Genomic DNA, 16,920 nt, shown 5'->3' with positions numbered 1-16,920 from the left:
CTCACTCGGCCGGGGGTGTCGTGCAACTCCGTTTACTGCGCCTGGGCCTGCGACTTCGCTTCCTGGTAGCGGCGGGCGACCTCGTCCCAGTTCACCACGTTCCAGAAGGCCTTGAGGTAGTCGGGGCGCTTGTTCTGGTAGTTGAGGTAGTAGGCGTGTTCCCACACGTCCACGCCCAGGATCGGCGTGCCGCTGGCGCCCGCGATGGCCTCACCCATCAGCGGGTTGTCCTGGTTGGCGGTGCTGACGACGGCGAGCTTGCCACCGGGCTGCACGACCAGCCACGCCCAGCCCGACCCGAAGCGGCCCTTGGCGGCGTCCTCGAACTTCTCCTTGAAGGCGTCGAAGGAGCCGAAGGCGTCGTTGATCGCCTGGGCGAGTTCGCCGCTGGGCTGGCTGCTCTGGCCGTTGCCGCCGCGCATGACCGTCCAGAACAGGCTGTGGTTGGCGTGGCCGCCCGCGTTGTTGCGCAGGACGTTCTTCTTGTCGGCGGGCACCTCGTCCAGCCGCGTGATCAGCACCTCGACCGGCAGATCGGCAAATTCGGTGCCTTCCAGCGCCTTGTTCGCGTTGTCGATGTAGGTCTGGTGGTGCTTGGTGTGGTGAATCTCCATCGTCCGCGCGTCGATGTAGGGTTCGAGGGCGTCGTAGGCGTAGGGCAGCGGGGGCAGTTGGTAAGCCATGTTGGTGCTCCTTTCGGGCCGGGAGCCTCACCCACCGTGGATGAGGGCGGCAACGGTTCTCATCTTACCCGCGCCGGATGAGCCGGGAGGGCCTGCGCGGGCTTTAGGGAACGTTCAGGAGCCGAACAAGCCAGCGGCCCCCACCTCTTCAGGCAGGGGCCAGCGGACGGGCAGGCTTAGCGGACGCGGGCGAGGCCCTCTTTGGCGAGGGTGTAGTTGGGGCTGAGCTTCAGGGCCCGCTCGTAGTTCTCGCGGGCCTTGAGGCGGTCAGGGGCGAGGGTCCCCGCCCCGCGCTCGTAGCTGAGGCCCAGGTAGTAGGCGTACTCGGGGGTGGTGCTGCCCAGCGCGGCGGCGCGCGTCAGGTTCTCGCGGGCCGACTTCAGGTCACCGCCGTCGAGGTCCAGCCTTCCGAGGTAGTAGTAGAACTCGGGGTAGCGCAGCGGGTCGAGCTTTACCGCCTGCGCGAGCTGGGTCCGGGCGGTGGCCGGGTCCTGGCTGAGGTAGCTGACCACGCCGTACTGCCCGACCGCGTAGGCGTTGGTGGGGGCCAGGCGCGCGGCCTGCGCGGCCTCGGGCTTGGCGGCGACCGTGTTCCCGCTCAGGGCGAGGAGCTTGGCGTAGTACGCGCGGTTGTAGGCGTCGCTGGGCTTGGCGATCACGGCCTGCTGGAGACTGCCCAGCGCCGCCACCAGATTGCCGGTCGCGTAGTACATGTCCCCCAGATTGAAGAGGATCACGTCGTTGTCGGGGTTCAGGGCGCTGGCCTGCTTGAAGGCGTCGATGGCCTTGCCCGCGTCGCCCTGGAGGCGGTACACGCTGCCGCGTTCATTCCACAGCTTGCTGAGGTCCAGGTTCCGGTCATTGCCGGTCTGGGCCTGCGCGACCGTCTCGGCCTGGGTCAGCACGCGCAGCGCCTCGGCCAGGTTGCCAGTCACGCTGGCGCGGTCACTGGCCCCGATGAACTGCTGCTGGTACGCCTGTGACAGCGCGATGTACCCGCTGAGGTCGCCGGGGGCCGTCACCGTCAGGCGGCGCAACGTCTCGATGGCCGGGGCATACAGCCGCAGCCGCATCTGCGAGCGGCCCAGGCCCAGCAGCGCGTCGGTGTTCTTGGGATCAATCTCGGCGGCGGCGCGGAAGGCCACGTATGCCTGGTCGAACTTGCCCTGCTCGTAGTAGTAGTTGCCCAGCACCACGTAATTCGCGGCGGGGCGTGCGGGCCGTGCCGGGGCCGCCGCCGGAGCGGCCGGGGCGGGTGCAGGCTGAGCGGTGGCGGGAGCCGTCGGTTGCGTCTGTGCGGCTGCTCCGGTCAGGGTGGCTGCCGCGAGGAGCAGGCCGAGGGTACGTCGTTTCACTCAGAAACCTCCGGGATGAGGCTAACACCGCGCCCACGGGGGTGCAAGCCGCTGTGAGAGGCCGCCCGGTGAACGGTGGGCCACCCGGCGGCGGGTGAAGGAAGCATACACGCAGGGTAAGGGGCCGGTTTGACGGGCTTCTGACGCGGGCGGCGCGCCCCCTACACTGAAGGGCATGACCTCCCGACCTTCCCACCCGCGCCGCCTGGGCCTGACCGGCAGCATCGGCGCGGGCAAAAGCACGGTCGCTGGCCTGCTGCGCGCCCACGGCCTGACTGTCCTCGACGCCGACGCCGTGGCCCGCGAAGTCACGCACGACCCGGCGGTGTTGCGTGAGATCGGGGCGGCCTTTCCCGGCGTGGTGCGGGAAGGCGTGCTGGACCGCGCGGCCCTGGCCGAAGTCGCCTTCGCGGACCCGGCGCGGCTGGCCGTGCTGAACGCAATCACACACCCGCGCGTGCGGCAGAGGATGCTGGCGCTGGAGCAGGCCGCCGCCACACGCGGCGAGGGGTGGATCGTGCAGGACGTGCCCCTGCTGTTCGAGGGTGGCCTGGAGGCGCAGATGGACGCCGTGCTGGTGGTGGACGCGCCGCTGGCCCTGCGCCTGGCCCGCGTGACCGCCCGCAGCGGCCTGAGCGCCGAGGAGGTGCTGGCCCGCGACGCCCGGCAGATGCCCGCCGACGAGAAACGGAAGCGGGCAACCTTTGTGCTGGACAACAGCGGCGACCTGGCGGGGCTGGAGCGGCAGGTGGACGCGGCGCTGAGGGTGCTGGGCATCCAGGCGCCAGTCGCCAGCAGCCAGGAAGAAGAAAGCCCCAGCAACCGCTGAGGCTTTTCTTTCGCTGAACTGGCTTACGCCCCGGCCTTCTCCGGCTGACCACTGACGGCTGACGGCTGGCTCCCCAGCGCCGCCGCCACGAATCCCGCGAAGGGCGGGCTGGGCCGCATCGGGCGGCTCTTGAACTCCGGGTGGGCCTGGAGCGCCACGAAGAAGGGATGCTCGGGAATCTCGATGCTCTCCACCAGCCCCGCGCCGCGCCCCTCCACGCCGGGGGTCACGCCGCTGATCACCAGACCCGCGTCCTGAAGCTGCCCGGTGTAGGCCGGGTTCACCTCGAAGCGGTGGCGGTGGCGTTCCTTGACGGTGCCGCCCTGCGGGACGCCGTACAGCTCGGCGATTTTCGTTCCGGCGCGCAGTTCCATCGGCCAGTCGCCCAGGCGCATGGTGCCGCCCAGCCCCTCGACTTCGAGCTGTTCGGGCATCAGGTCGATCACCTTGTGAGGCGCGTAGGGGTCGAACTCGGCGGAGTTGGCCCCCGCAAGGCCCGCCTTGTTCCGGGCGTACTCGATCACCGCGATCTGCATTCCCAGACAGATGCCCAGGTAGGGCACGTCATGGGTGCGGGCGTACTCGGCGGCGCGCACCTTGCCCTCGATGCCGCGAATGCCGAAGCCGCCGGGCACCAGGATGCCGTCCGCGTCCCCCAGTTGCGCTTCCAGGTCGCCTTCGGCCAGTTCCTCGGCGTTCACCCACTTGATGTTCACGCGGGCGTCGTTGGCGATCCCGGCGTGGGTGAGCGATTCGAGCAGGCTGAGGTAGGCGTCGGGCATCTCGGTGTACTTGCCCGCGATGGCGATGGTGACCTCATTCTGCGGATGCTTCATCGTGCGGACGGCGTTCTGCCACACGCCCAGGTTGGGGTGGGTCCGCTCCAGGCCCAGCAGGTCCTCCACCGCCTTGCCGAGGCCCTGTTCCTCCAGCGCCAGCGGCAGCTCGTAGACGTGGCCCACGTCGTAGGAGGAGAAGACGCGGTTCTCGCGCACGGAGGTAAACAGAGCGATCTTGCGGGTAATGTCGGGCGGCAGCTTCTCCCTGGAGCGGACCATCACGATATCTGGGCTGATGCCGACCGAGCGGAGTTCGGCCACCGAGTGCTGCGTGGGCTTGGTCTTGAACTCGTTCGAGGTTCCCAGGTACGGCACCAGCGTGAGGTGGATGTAGAGAACGTTCTCGTCGCCCTCGTCGAACTTGAACTGCCGGATGGCTTCGAGGAAGGGCAGCGATTCGATGTCGCCCACGGTGCCGCCCACCTCGATCAGCACGATTTCCGCCCCGGCGTTCTCGCCCGCCCCGCGGATGCGGCGCTTGATCTCGTCGGTGACGTGCGGAATGACCTGCACCGTCTGCGAGAGGTAATCCCCGGCGCGTTCCTTGCGGATGACTTCCAGATACACCTGCCCGGTCGTGATGTTGCTGCCCGGCGGAATGTCGAGGTCGAGGAAGCGTTCGTAGTTGCCGATGTCGAGGTCGGTTTCCGCGCCCGAGGCGGTCACGAAGACCTCGCCGTGTTCATAGGGCCGCATGGTGCCCGCGTCGATGTTGATGTAGGGGTCGATCTTGACCGCCGTGACCTTATAACCGCGCGCCCGCAGCAGCGCCCCCAGGCTGGCGCTCGCCACGCCCTTGCCGAGGCTGCTGACCACGCCGCCCGTCACGAAGATGTATTTCATGTCTGAACACGAGCGCCTGACCCCTGCCTGGGGCCAAAAAGAAAAGCCGGGGCGCTCGGCCTCCGGGATTACAGGATAGCACGGGGGAGGGGGTGGGAGGCCGCCTCGCCCCCGGCCCTCCCCCACTCCGAACGCCTCAGACGGGTTCGGGCAACGCGGTGGGCAGGCCGCCTTCCCAGCGCAGCGGCGCGGCGTGGAGTTGCCGCTTGGTGCGCTCCTCGTTCCAGGCGTGAAAGACCAGGATGTCCTGGCCCCCCAACCGCGTGACACTGGCGTGGCCGGGACCGCGCAGGTGCCCGGCAGTGCGCAGCACGTTCGCGCCCGGTCGGGGCTCGGTCCAGGGCCCCAGCGGATGGTCCGCGACGGCGTGCCCGACGCCATACGTTTCGTTGGTCCAGGCGCCCCCCGAGTACAGCAGGTGGTAGCGGCCCCCCCGGTACAGCACGAAGGGACCTTCCAGGGTATGCCAGTCGTAGACGGCGCCGTACATGCTGCGGCCGCGCTGGTACACCTGCCAGTCACCGCTGGCGCGCAGGATGGTGCGCGGCTCGCCCAGCCGGGTCATGTCGTGGAGGGGCGCGGCGGCCAGCAGCGTGCCGGGCCGCTCGCCGCTCAGGTCGTCCCGCGCGTAGAACAGCCACCACGACCCGTCGGGCGCCTGGAAGGGGTGCGGGTCGATGGCGAACAGTTCCCCCGGCGTGAGGTTCAGCCCCAGATCACGAAAGGGGCCGAGTGGGTGCGGGGCCGCCGCCACCCGCAGATGGTGGCCTGCGTCCCCGTGCCCGGCGGAGTAGTACAGGTAAAAGGTATCTCCGGAACGCGCCACCTCGGGCGCCCAGTAGTCCAGCCGCTCCGGGCCGAGCGGTTCCAGCACCCCCCCGTGCGAGGTCCAGTGGACGAGGTCGGGCGAGGTCAGCACCTCGAACGCCCGCTGCCCCGCCTGGCCGTTCAGGCCCGTGCCGTAGGCGTAATAGGTGTCGTCCACAAGCAGCACGAAGGGGTCCGCGAAATTGCCGGGATACAGCGGCTCCTGGGGGAGGGGGCCGGAAGGGGCAGGTGGAGAGGGGTCGGTCATCGGTCAAGCCTTTCGGGAAACAGGGTCAGGGTGTCGGCGCCCGCTGGGGCGTGAGGGTCGGTCCCGCCACCTTCACCTTGCCGCCCGCGAAGGTCACGGGGTCGAGGCGCAGGCTGCGGTAGCCCACCGCGTCCCCGATCCGCCCGGCGGTCCAGGCGTGGTAGGCGAGCCAGGTTTTCCCCGCGCCGTCCTTGATCACCGCCTGGTGCCCGGGGCCCGCCACCGCACCCTTGCTGACCAGAATCGGGTTTTCCGGGGCCTTGCGGTAGGGGCCGGTGACGCGCGGTGCCGTCGCGTACCCCACCGCATACAGATCGCTGTCGTAGGGGCCAGCCGAGTACAGCAGGTAATACACGCCGCCCGAACGGTAGAGGGTGGGGGCCTCAATCACGTTCCCCTCCCACAGCGCGAAGTTGTGGATCAGCGGGGTCGCCTTGCCGGTGAGTTTCAGACCGTCCGCGCCGAGGGGCTGAATATAGATGTTCGTGGGCAGATTGCAGCAGTTGCCGTCGTTCTTCCACAGCAGATACCGCTGGCCGTCCACGTCCTGAAAGGGGCTGGGGTCGATGCTCCCGCCCTCGGCCTCCTGGCAGACCAGGGGCTTCCTGGACGTGTCCTTGAACGGCCCGGCGGGCGAGGTCGCTGTCGCCGCCCCGATGCACTGACGGCCACTCGCCCGGTCCGCCGCCGTGAAGTACAGGACAAAGTGGTTCCCGATATGGGCCACCTCCGGCGCCCAGGTTCGTCCGCCATTCGCCCAGTCCGGCAGCACCGGCAGGGCGTCGCCCGCCCGCTCCCAGTGGACCAGATCGCGGCTGACCACGTGCGGCACGTTGTCGTTGCCGCTGTTCGTCGAGTAGGCGTGGTAGGTGTTCCCCACCCGCAGGATGAAGGGGTCGGGGAAGTTCTCGTCGATGACCGGATTGCGGAAGGTGGCGGTGGTGGAGGGAGCGGGCCGCGTTGCCGCCGAGCCACTCCCACCTGCTCCGCTCGCGGAGGGAGCCAGCAGCGCCGCCAGGGTGAACGCCAGGGCGAGGCGGGGGATGGGGAAGCGTTTTGCCATGCTCACTCCTTGAGGCCGGTGGTGGAGAGGCCCGCTTCGAGGAACCGCTGCGCGACCAGATACGCGATCAGCGCGGGCACCGCCGCGAGGGTGGTGGAGGCCATCAGCTTGCCGTACTCGGTCACGTACCGCTGCGAGAAGGTGGTGATGCCGACCGGCAGCGTCATCTTGTCCACGTCCGTGACGGTATACAGCGGCCACAGGAAGTTGTTCCACGACCCCATGAAGGCGAACACGGCCAGCGTGACCAGCGAGGGAATGCTGAGCGGCAGGATGATCCGCGTCAGGATTTGCAGGCTGTTTGCCCCGTCGAGCCGCGCGGCCTCCTCCAGTTCGCGGGGAATCCCCATGAAGAACTGCCGCAGCAGAAAGACGCCGAACACGCCGCTGAGGCCCGGCCAGATCAGCGCGTGGTACGAATTGATCCAGTTGAAATTGAGCATCATGATGTACGTGGGAATCAGGGTCACGATGCCCGGAATCATCAGGCTGGACAGGATGAACCAGAACCAGGCGTTGCGCCCCGGAAAGCGCATCCGCGCCAGGGGATAGGCGGTCAGCGCGCACAGGGCGACGTGCAGCACCGTGAAGGCGGCGGCCACGAACAGCGAGTTCCAGGTCCAGCGCAGGATGTTGCCATCAGGCGAGGTCAGCACCTCGCGGTAGTTGTCGAGGGTGATGTTGTGCGGAATCCACTGCACCGGCGTGGCGATGGTGTCGGCCTCGGTCTTGAGAGACGTGCTGATCATCCAGTACACGGGCGCCAGGAACAGCACCGACAGCAGGCACAGCACGATAAAGCGCGGCAGGTCGCGCGGCATCCGGCGGCGCGGTGGGGCGGTCCGGGCAGAAGAGGTGGGAGCGAGGTCCGTCATGTCAGTCCCCCTTCACGTCCCGCGCCATCATGCGGAACTGCGCGGCGGTCAGCACCAGCATGAAGAGGCCGAACACGAAGCCCATCGCGGCGGCGCTGGAATACTGGGTGTTCGTAAAGGCCTCCTCGGTGATGTACTGAATCACGCTCTGGGTGGAGCGGTTCGGCCCCCCGTTGGTGATGATCAGCGACTGCCCGAACAGTTGGAAGGACGCCAGCGCGGTCGTGACCACCACGAACAGCGTGACCGGCGCCAGCATCGGCACCGTGATGTGGCGGAACTGCTGCCAGGGCGTCGCGCCGTCCAGCGAGGCCGCCTCGTACAGGCTCTGCGGCACGTTCCCCAGCGCCGCCAGGTACAGCGTCATGTTGAAGCCCACCGTCCACCACACCGTCCCGACCACGATGGGCACCCAGGCCAGCCCCTCGGTCGAGAGCCAGGGAATCGGCGGGGCACCCGTGAGAGCTTCCCGCGCCGCATTGACCAGCCCGATCTGGTTGTCGAACAGCCAGCGCCACAGGATGCCCATCACCGAGACGGTCAGGATGCCGGGCATGAAGAACACCGCCCGGAAAAAGGCCCGCCCGAAGATCGGCCGGTGCAGGAGGAGCGCCAGCCCCAGCGCCGCCGCCACCAGCAGCGGCACGCTGACCAGCGTGAAGAAGCCCGTGTTCCAGAGGGTCTTCCAGAAGAAATCGAACTGCGGCGTACCCGGCGTGAAGATGTTGCGGAAGAATTCGCCGCCCACGAAGGGCTGGCGCCCGCTCAGCAGGTCCCAGCGGTGCAGGCTGATGTACACCCCGTAGCCGATGGGATACACCGTGAACACGAAAAACAGCACCGCGTGCGGCAGCAGGTACAGGTAGGGTTCCAGGTTCGTGCGGCGCCGGGGCAGGGGCGCCGGGGCCGTCGTGGTCTGGGGGGGCGCCTGGGTGACGGTCATGCGGGGACACCTCGCGCGGAAGGGAAAAGGGACGCTGGCCCGGCCCCGCGTTCACGCCGGAACGGTGGGGGCCGGGCCGCTCACAGGCTTACTGGAAGTTCTTGCGGGCCTGCTCGATCTGCTTGTTGGACTCGCTCACGCCGTCGTTCAGCGCCTGCGCGACCGTCTTCTTGCCCAGGTAGGCCGCCTCCCAGGCCTGATCGAAGGGCGTCATCACCTGCCCCACCCAGGGGTAGCCGCTGGTGGCATACACGCTGTTCAGGCGGTCGAAGACGCCGCTGATCGGGTTGTTGGCGAACTGCGGGTTTTTCGCCACGACGGGCTGCGTCGGCAGGCTGCCGGTACTGGTCCAGGTGAGGTTCTGCGCGGGCTGCGTCAGCCACGACATGAAGACCAGCGCGGCCTTGCGCTTGTTGGCGTCGTACCCGGCGCGCTGCTTGGGCAGGGTCAGGTGGCTCGATCCGCCCCAGGCCGCGTCCCGCACGTTGCCGCCGATGCGCGGCATAAAGGTCACGCCGAAATTCATCTTCTGCTGCTCAAAGCGGTCGAGGTACCACTGGCCGCTGGGGAAGAAGCAGACCTTGCCCTGGCTGAAGGCGGCCAGCTCCGCCTCCTCGGTGCTGTTGGGCCGAGCGACGTGGTACTTCTGCACCAGGTCTACCAAAAACTGCACCGCGCTGATCGCCTGCGGGGAGTTGAAGGCGGCGTTCTCGTTCTGGTCCACCATCGACCCGCCGTTTTGCAGGATCGCCGCGTAGGCCGCGCGCGAGCCGACCCAGTTGTTGTAGAGGCTGACGCCCCAAGTGTCGAGGTTCTTGGGGTCGAAGCCCGCCTGGGTGGCGTTCTTGCCGTTCTTGTCCACGGTGCATTTCTGCACGGCCGCCAGGAAGTCGGCGCGGGTCCGGGGCGGCTTGTTGGGGTCCAGCCCGGCCTTCTTCATCAGGTCCTTGTTGTAGAACATCACGTAGGCGACGCTCGACACCGGGACGCCGTACGACTGCCCCTTGTAGTCCGCCGTGGCGAACAGCGGGCCGAAAAAGCGGCTCCGGTCGATGCCCGCCGCCTTCAGCTCGGCTGGGGACAGCGGCGAGACGGCCCCGCGCGCGATAAAGCCGGTGATCTGGTCCTCGTTGATCACGGCCACGTCGGGGGCGCGGCCCGAGGCGACCAGCGAGGGGAGCTGCTGCCAGGTCGTCGCCCAGGGTTGCGCCTGTGCCCGCACCTGGATGTTGGGGTGGGTGTCGTTGAACTTCTTGATCAGCCCCTCCATCACGGGCCGGTCCGGGCCGGTAAAGCCGTGCAGGAAGGTGAGCGTGACGTTCGGCCCGCTGTAGGTCTGGGCGCTGGCACCGCCCAGGACGAGCAGGGCCAGCAGGGTGGTCCGGCGCAGGGAAGCAGTCATAACGGTCAACCTCCTGAAGGGGGGTGGAGCGGCCCCGCCCCGGGCAGCACGCCCCGGACGGGCAAGACGGGTCGACCGAGGGCGCGGGTCGGCCAGTGAGCTAGACGAGTGTTCGTCTGGCAGCCTACACCCGCTCCTGAAGCGCGTCAAACGGGTCTATCCGCCGACGCTTCAGGCCGGGCGGCCCCGGATGCGTTCCAGCAGCGCCGTGTTCCGCTCCTCGCGCTGCCTGCCCGCCGCCTTTGCCCAGGCCGACGCCGAACCCACGGCGTAGAAGCGTTCGCGGGCGCGGGTGAGGGCCGTGTAGACGAGGTTGCGCGACAGCATCGGCATATGCGCCTCGTGCAGCACGCCGAGCACGGTGGGCCACTCGCTGCCCTGCGCGCGGTGGACGGTCAGGGCGTAGCCGAGTTGCAGGTTGAAGAGTTCCGCTCCCGCGAGTTCCACGATGTTGCCGTCGAAGTCCACCGTCAGGCGGTTCCCCTCGGCCTTGAGGACCGTCCCGATGGTGCCGTTGAAGACCTCATTGCCATAATCGTTCTTGGTCTGCACCACCATGTCGCCGGGCCGCGCCTCGCCGTCCGCGATACGGATGCCGCCCTGACCGGGGTTGAAGAGGGCCTGGAGGTGGGTGTTCAGCAGCTCCACACCCAGCGGCCCCTTTCGCATGGGCGTGAGCACCTGCACCTGTGTCGGCCCGCCGAGTTCGCGGACCATCAATGCGACGCGGCGCGCGCCCACGTCGGGTTCCGTCTCCGTCAGGTCCAGGCGCAGGTCGCCCCACTGCGGGGCCTGGCCGTGCAGCAGACCGTGCGCGGCGCGGATGATCGGGTTCTCGGCGGCCTGCCGGTACACGGTGCTGAGGCGGACGGTAGGGGCCGACTGCGCGATGGCGAGGAGCGGCAGCCCCGCATCCACCGGGGGGAGCTGATCGGTGTCGCCCACCAGCAGCACCCGCGCTCCGGGCGGGACGGCGGCGAGCAGCGAGAGCATCAGCGCGTCCCCCGTCATGCTCACCTCGTCCACGATCAGGAGGTCGTAGGGCGCGGGTTCGAGGTGGTTGTGCCGGAAGCCCGCCGGGCCGTATCCCAGCAGGCGGTGAATGGTGGAGGCGCTGCGGCCGGTGACTTCCCCCAGGCGGCGCGCGGCCTTGCCGGTGGGCGCACAGAGGCCGACCTCCAGCCCCAGTTTCTCCGCGAGGTCCGCGACAGCCCGCGTGGTCGTGCTTTTGCCCGTCCCGGGACCGCCGGTCAACACCACGAGGCGGTGGTCTTCGAGCAGATGCAGCACCTGCGCCTGTTCTTCCGACAGCCCCTTCGCGGCCCCGGCGGGCACGCTCCATTCATCGGCGGCGGGCGGCGTGGCGAGCAGGGTCCGGATGAGCTGGGCGAGCTTCTTCTCGGCCCGGAGGACGTGCGGAAGGTAGATGCGGGCGGAACCGTCCGGGGCGGGGTCGTCGGAGAGGCGGCCCAGTTCCACGGCGGTTTCCACCGCGAGGCGGGCCTGCTCCGGTGAAACGCGCGTGTAGTGGACAACCCCCCGCTCTGCCCGTTCGCGCGGCAGGAAGGAGTGCCCGCCCTGCTGCCCCGCCTGCTGAAGCGCGTACACGGCGGCGGCGGTCAGGCGGCGGGGGTCGTCGTGGGGAAGGCCCTGCGCGCTCCACAGCTTGTCGGCGGTCAGGAAGCCGATCCCCTCCACCTCGGTCAGCGCGAAGAGGTCGGCTTGCAGGCGTTCCAGCGCCGCCTCCCCGAAGTGCTTCACCGCCCGCTGCGCCTGCGAGATGCTGAGGCCCAGGCCCTGCAACCCGGCAAGCAGGCGGCGTTCCAGGCCCTGCTGCGACCAACTGGACACCATCTTGTGCAGCGTGCTTTGCGTGATGCCGGGCACTTGCAGCAGCTTTTCCGGTTCCTGTTCCAGCAGGTCGAAGGTGGCCGGACCAAACGTTTTGGCGATGCGCCCCGCCAGCACCTTGCCCACGCCGCCGACCCGGGCTTCGAGGTAGGCCGCCACGCCCGCTTCGGTCAGGTCGGCGGGTTGCGCCTCCAGCACCATGTTCAGCACGCGGTACTGGTAGCCGTACTCGCGGTGTTCTTCCATCAGCACTTCGGCGCTGAAGGTGTCCCCGGCCTCCAGCGGCGGCATCACGCCGATCACGGTGGCGTCGGGGTCCTCGCCTTCCGAGTTGCGAAGGCGGGCGGTCATCACGGTGAAGCCGCTCTCGGCGCGGAAACGGACCTTGTTCACGCCGCCCGTGACGCGGAAGGGTTCAGTGGGGGGCGCGGCAGTCATGGGAGAGAAGATAGCGCGGGGGTTCGGTTCTGTCAGGGACGAAGTGCGGTCCCAGAAAAGGCCGTTACAGCACGCCGTCGTAGATGTCGTCCAGGGAGAGTTCGGCGGCCAGGCAGGGAAGGGGAATCTGACCGCTTCCCGCGTATTCCAGCATGGTCCAGCGAGGGCCCTCGCGCTGATACACGTACACCCGGCGTTCGGTCTGCTCGACGATCAAGTACGTTTGGAGGGATGGCAGAGCGGTATAGGCGTGGTATTTGCCGTTGTGGTCGTTGTGCGCCGTGCTTTTCGAGAGGACTTCCACGAGGATGCAGGGGGCGACCTTGAAGCGGGCGTCGTCCTGACGGGGTTCGCAGGTCACGGTGGTGTCCGGGTAAAAGTATGAGAAGCCGTCCGCGGAGCGCACCCGCATGTCGGAGGTGTAGGCACGGCATCCCACCGCCAGGGCCAGGGGAAAGAGGCGGAAAAAGATATTCCCCACGATGCTGTCGTGCGCGTCACTTGTTCCCGCCTGCCCGTGCAGGGGATAGACGAACCCGTTCACGTACTCGCGCTTGACCGGGCTGTCCGGCTCGGTGCGGAGGTACTCCTCCACGCTCATGCGCTGGAAGGCGGGGTCAGACATGCCCACATGGTACGGTGCCTGGCTCGCCCCCGTGCTATTTTTTCCGTCATGCGCGTACTTCACACGGCAGATTTCCATGCCGGGCGGAATCTGCGGGGCCTCGACCGGACGCCGGAGGTGCATGAGGCGCTCTTAGAAATCGCCGGGCTGGCCCGCAGCGAGAAGGCCGACGTGGTGCTGGTTTCGGGCGATCTCTTCGACACCGTGAACCCGTCGGCGGAGGCCGAAGCCGCCGTGTTCGACTTTTTCCTGAGATTGCGTGACGCCGGGATTCCTGCCGTCGCCATCGCGGGGAACCACGACAGCGCCGCGCGGCTGCACGGCCTGGCCGGACTGCTGGGGTGGGTGGGCGTGCAACTGGTCGCGCAGCCGACCGCCAATCCGCTGGACCTGATCCGCACCGTGGAGACGCGCGGCGGGGAGCGGCTGACGGTGGGCGCCCTCCCCTTCCTGTCCGAGCGTCGCCTGGTCAAGGCGGCCGACGTGCTGGGCGGAGACGTGGGCGCGTGGCGGCAGAAGTACCGCGAGGGGATGGGTTTTTTCCTGCGCCGCATCGCGGAGGGGTTCCGGGGGGACAGCGTGAACATGCTGATGGCTCATGCCACGATGGACGGCGCGACCCCCAGCGGCAGTGAACGCACCATGCAGTTCGACCTGATGAACGCCTACACCCTCTCGCCGCTGCAACTCCCGGCCGGGGCGCAGTACGTGGCCCTGGGGCACGTCCACAAGCCGCAGAAGTCCAGCGAGATGCCGCTCGCGTACTACCCTGGCAGCGTCATCCAGCTCGATTTCGGTGAGGGCGGCGAGAAGAAACAGGTCAATCTGGTGGAGGTGGAGGCCGGGCGCCCCGCCCGCGTGACGCCGATTCCCCTGACCAGTGGGCGCGAACTGCGAACCGTGCGTGTGAAGCTCGATCAGGTCGAGTCCCGCCTGGCCGCCCTCGCGGGCTTCGGCGGGCTGGTGAAGGTGGTCGTGCAGGCCCCTGGCGGCACCGCCCTGCCCGGCCTGAAAGACCGCGTGCTGCGCCAGGTGCCCAATACCCTGGCGGTCGAGCTGGACGCCGTGCAGGACGATCTGGCCCTGCCAGAGCTGAAACGCGAGGGGCTGAGCCTGGCCGAACTGTACGAGCGTTTTCACAACGAGCGCCGGGGCGAACTGCCCACAGACCTGCGCGCCGCCTTCCACGAGGCGGACGAGGCGGCGCGGGGGGAAGCGGAGGAGGTGGTGGCGTGACTCGCTGCGCTCGTCGTCAGACCGTCAAACGGTCGAACCGTCAAAAGCTTTTGACGCCGTTTGCCGTTAGACAGTTAGACCTTTTGACCGTTAGACCCGCACCACAGGTGCGCCCATGAGGCCGCTCAGCCTGGAAGTCCAGGGCTTTACCTCCTTCCGGCAGCACACCGCGCTGGATTTCTCCGACCTGGAACTGTTCGCGCTGGTGGGGCCGACCGGGAGCGGCAAGTCGAGCCTGCTGGACGCGATGACCTTCGCGCTGTACGGCCATACGCCGCGGCTGGGCACCAAGGGGTTGGACGCGCTGATCTCGTCGGGGGAGCGGGGGCTGTCGGTCAGCCTGACCTTCGAGGCGGGCGGCGAGACGTACCGCGCGGCGCGCAGCAAGGGCCGCCGCCAGGCCGAGAACGAGGTGCGGCTGGAACGGCGCGAGGGGGGCCGCTGGGTGAACCTCAGCGATGGGGGCGTCGCGGCCGTGAACGACCGGATTCGCCGGGTGGTGGGCCTGGACTTCAAGACCTTCGCGCGCACGGTGCTGCTGCCGCAGGGCGAATTCAGCAAGCTGCTGCACGGCACCGGCAAGGAACGGCAGGCGCTGCTGGGCGAACTGATGGGCCTGGAGCACGTGGAGGCCATGCGCGTCTTCGCGGGCGACCGCGCCAAGGCGTTCAAGCACACGCTGGGCAGCCTCCACGCCCTGCTGGACGGCGAATACGCGGGCGTGACCGAGGAGGCGGTCAAGACTTTGCGGGCCGAACGCGAGGCGGTGGACGCCGAGGCCGAACGCCTGGCCGACACGCGCGAACGGCTCCAGGGGCAGGTCAACCGCCTGCGCGCGCTGGAAGGGGTCTGGACCGCCCGTGAGGACACGGCCCGCCGCCTGAACGTGCTGGAAACCCGCGCCGCCGGGGTGCGCGAGGGCGCCGCGCGGGCCGAGCGGGCGCGGCGCGTGGCGGGCGTGCTGCCGCTGCTGGATGCGGCGGAGCGGGCACGTATCGCCGCCGGGCGGGAGGCGGGCGAACGCGACCGGGCCGCTGCCGCCGAGGCCAGCGCCCGGCGGGCCGTGGACGCGGCGGCCGTGACGCTCGGGGCCGCCCAGGACGCCGAGGCCCGGATCCCCGACCTGGAGGCCCGCGAGGGCGCCCTGCGCGAAGCCGAGGCCGACGCCGCCCGCCTGAAACGCGCGGGGGGCACCCCGCAGACCACCCACGCCTCGCCCCTCCCCTGGGACGAGGACGCCCACTTTGCTGCGCGCGAGGCGGCGCAGAAGCTCGACAAGCTGCGGCAGGAGCGCATTCAGCTGGAGGCCCAGAAGGCGGCGCTGGAAGCGGGCCGCGAACGGCAACGAACCGAGCAGGCGCAGCAGGAGGCCCTCCAGCAGGAACAGAAGCGGGTCGAACGCGAGGGCAAACAGGCCAAGGCGGACTACGACCGCGCTCAGGCGGAGGTGCAGGCCGCCAGGCTGGAGGCGGGGCTGGCTGCCTACCACGCCCATCTGCACGTGGGCGAACCCTGCCCGCTGTGTGAGCAGACCGTGCGGGTGTTGCCCCGGGCGTCCGGCGTGGACCTCGCCGCGCTGGACCGGCAGGTGACGGCCCTGCAAGGCACGCTGGAAAACCGCCGCCTGCGGTACAAGGAAATCGGGCTGGAACTGGGGAACCTGAAGAAGTCCATCGAGGCCCGGACCGCCGAGCTGGCCGACTGGGAAGCGGCGCTGGAACAGCGCGAACTCGACCTCAAACAGCTTGAGGCGCAGATCAGCGGCGACCCGCACGACCTGGCGCTGCGTCTGCTCTCAGGGCTGGCGAAGCGGGTCCGGGCGGCGGGAACCGATCCGGCCCGCGAACGGCAGAAGCTGCTGGCGGAAGTGAAAGGCATCCGGGCCCGGCTGAACGAGGCGCAGACCACCCTCGCCCGCGCGCAGAGCGCCCATGCTGCGGCGCAGGCCACCCTGACTTCGGCCCGCAGCGCGGCGGAGAGCCGGGCCCGGGAGGCGGGGGAAGCGCAGGCGGCGCTGGAGGCGGCCCTCTCGGCACTCGCCCTCGATGCGGCCCAGGCCCGCGCCGCCGCCCTCCCCGAAGCGGATATCGCCGCCCTGGAGGCCGCCGCCCGGACTCACGCGGCCCAGGTTGAGCAGCTCCGGGCGCAACTCACGGAACTGGACCGGCAGCTCGGCCTGGAACCCTTCGACCCGGCCCAGCTCCGGCAGGCCGAACGCGACCTGATCGCCACCGACGCCGCCCTCAGCGCCGCGCGTGAGCGGGCGGGCCGCCTGGCCGAGCAGGAACGCAGCGCCCGCGAACGCCTGAAGCGCCGGGCCGAGATCGAGGCGCAGGCGGGGGACCTGGCCGCGAAGCTCGACACCTGGCAGACCCTCGCCAATACCCTGCGCGCCAACGAGTTCCAGCAGTACCTCCTGGCCGAAGTGGAGGCGCGGCTGCTGACGGGCGCGGGTACGCTGCTCTATGACATCAGCGACGGCCGTTACCGCCTCGCGCTGGAGGACGGCGAGTACGTCGTGCAGGACCTCTGGAACACCGGCGAGACGCGCGCCGTGAAGACCCTCTCGGGCGGCGAGACGTTCCTCGCCAGCCTCAGCCTCGCCATTGCGCTCAGTGATTACCTCGCCGGAAACAAGATTCTGGGCGCCCTGTTTCTGGATGAAGGCTTCGGCACGCTGGACCCGCAGGCGCTGGAAGCCGTCGCGGGTGCGCTGGAAAATCTGCGGACGCAGGGCCGCATGGTGGGCGTGGTGACGCACGTGGAGAGCCTGTCGGAGCGGCTGCCCAGCCGCCTGATCGTCACCAAGAGCGTGGCGGGCAGCAGCGTGCAGCGGCTGGACGGGTGAGAGAGGGAGAGACGA

13 protein-coding genes are annotated in these 16,920 nt (G+C 69.1%); 3 read left to right on the top strand and 10 right to left on the bottom strand.

All coding sequences use genetic code 11. The features are described from left to right. Positions 1-32 precede the first annotated feature (32 nt). Together sodA and E5F05_RS12075 are read right to left on the bottom strand one after the other, a co-directional pair. Positions 33-683: a superoxide dismutase [Mn] gene (gene sodA, locus E5F05_RS12080; protein ID WP_129118883.1), complete on the bottom strand. Its 651-nt coding sequence runs from the start codon at positions 681-683 to the stop codon at positions 33-35. Between the two features lie 176 nt (positions 684-859). After that, on the bottom strand, positions 860-2,038 hold the full coding sequence (locus E5F05_RS12075) for a tetratricopeptide repeat protein (RefSeq protein WP_129118882.1): 1,179 nt from the start codon (positions 2,036-2,038) through the stop codon (positions 860-862). Between the two features lie 175 nt (positions 2,039-2,213). Between E5F05_RS12075 and coaE the strand changes: the two genes are divergently transcribed. Then, positions 2,214-2,867 (top strand): dephospho-CoA kinase, encoded by a 654-nt coding sequence (gene coaE / locus E5F05_RS12070; protein ID WP_129118881.1) that lies wholly within the window; start codon positions 2,214-2,216, stop codon positions 2,865-2,867. A gap of 23 nt (positions 2,868-2,890) precedes the next feature. Here coaE and E5F05_RS12065 read toward each other — a convergent pair whose 3' ends face one another. The 8 genes from E5F05_RS12065 to E5F05_RS12030 form a co-directional block, all read right to left on the bottom strand. Continuing rightward, complete coding sequence (locus tag E5F05_RS12065) at positions 2,891-4,549, bottom strand: CTP synthase (protein ID WP_129118880.1); 1,659 nt, start codon at positions 4,547-4,549, stop codon at positions 2,891-2,893. A 136-nt stretch (positions 4,550-4,685) separates the two neighbouring features. Beyond that, positions 4,686-5,624: a glycoside hydrolase family 43 protein gene (locus E5F05_RS12060; RefSeq protein ID WP_129118879.1), complete on the bottom strand. Its 939-nt coding sequence runs from the start codon at positions 5,622-5,624 to the stop codon at positions 4,686-4,688. Between the two features lie 25 nt (positions 5,625-5,649). Then, the gene (locus E5F05_RS12055; RefSeq protein WP_129118878.1) at positions 5,650-6,687 is read right to left on the bottom strand and encodes a glycoside hydrolase family 43 protein; all 1,038 of its coding nucleotides are present in this window, start codon (positions 6,685-6,687) and stop codon (positions 5,650-5,652) included. 2 nt (positions 6,688-6,689) lie between these two features. Further along, complete coding sequence (locus E5F05_RS12050) at positions 6,690-7,562, bottom strand: carbohydrate ABC transporter permease (RefSeq protein ID WP_129118877.1); 873 nt, start codon at positions 7,560-7,562, stop codon at positions 6,690-6,692. Position 7,563: 1 nt separating this feature from the next. Beyond that, complete coding sequence (locus E5F05_RS12045; RefSeq protein WP_129118876.1) at positions 7,564-8,505, bottom strand: carbohydrate ABC transporter permease; 942 nt, start codon at positions 8,503-8,505, stop codon at positions 7,564-7,566. Positions 8,506-8,593: 88 nt separating this feature from the next. Next, positions 8,594-9,907, bottom strand: a complete 1,314-nt coding sequence (locus E5F05_RS12040; RefSeq protein WP_129118875.1) for an ABC transporter substrate-binding protein — start codon at positions 9,905-9,907, stop codon at positions 8,594-8,596. Between the two features lie 171 nt (positions 9,908-10,078). After that, positions 10,079-12,196 (bottom strand): SF1B family DNA helicase RecD2, encoded by a 2,118-nt coding sequence (gene recD2 / locus E5F05_RS12035; protein WP_129118874.1) that lies wholly within the window; start codon positions 12,194-12,196, stop codon positions 10,079-10,081. 64 nt (positions 12,197-12,260) lie between these two features. Then, positions 12,261-12,821, bottom strand: coding sequence for a Uma2 family endonuclease (locus tag E5F05_RS12030; RefSeq protein ID WP_129118873.1), 561 nt, complete (start codon positions 12,819-12,821; stop codon positions 12,261-12,263). Between the two features lie 48 nt (positions 12,822-12,869). Between E5F05_RS12030 and E5F05_RS12025 the strand changes: the two genes are divergently transcribed. Together E5F05_RS12025 and E5F05_RS12020 are read left to right on the top strand one after the other, a co-directional pair. Then, complete coding sequence (locus tag E5F05_RS12025) at positions 12,870-14,057, top strand: metallophosphoesterase family protein (RefSeq protein WP_129118872.1); 1,188 nt, start codon at positions 12,870-12,872, stop codon at positions 14,055-14,057. Between the two features lie 115 nt (positions 14,058-14,172). Beyond that, positions 14,173-16,905, top strand: a complete 2,733-nt coding sequence (locus E5F05_RS12020) for an AAA family ATPase (RefSeq protein ID WP_146719927.1) — start codon at positions 14,173-14,175, stop codon at positions 16,903-16,905. Positions 16,906-16,920 lie beyond the last annotated feature (15 nt).

The organism is Deinococcus metallilatus, from assembly GCF_004758605.1.
GTDB classification, from domain to species: domain Bacteria; phylum Deinococcota; class Deinococci; order Deinococcales; family Deinococcaceae; genus Deinococcus; species Deinococcus metallilatus.
This window is presented reverse-complemented; position numbering and strand designations above follow the sequence as displayed.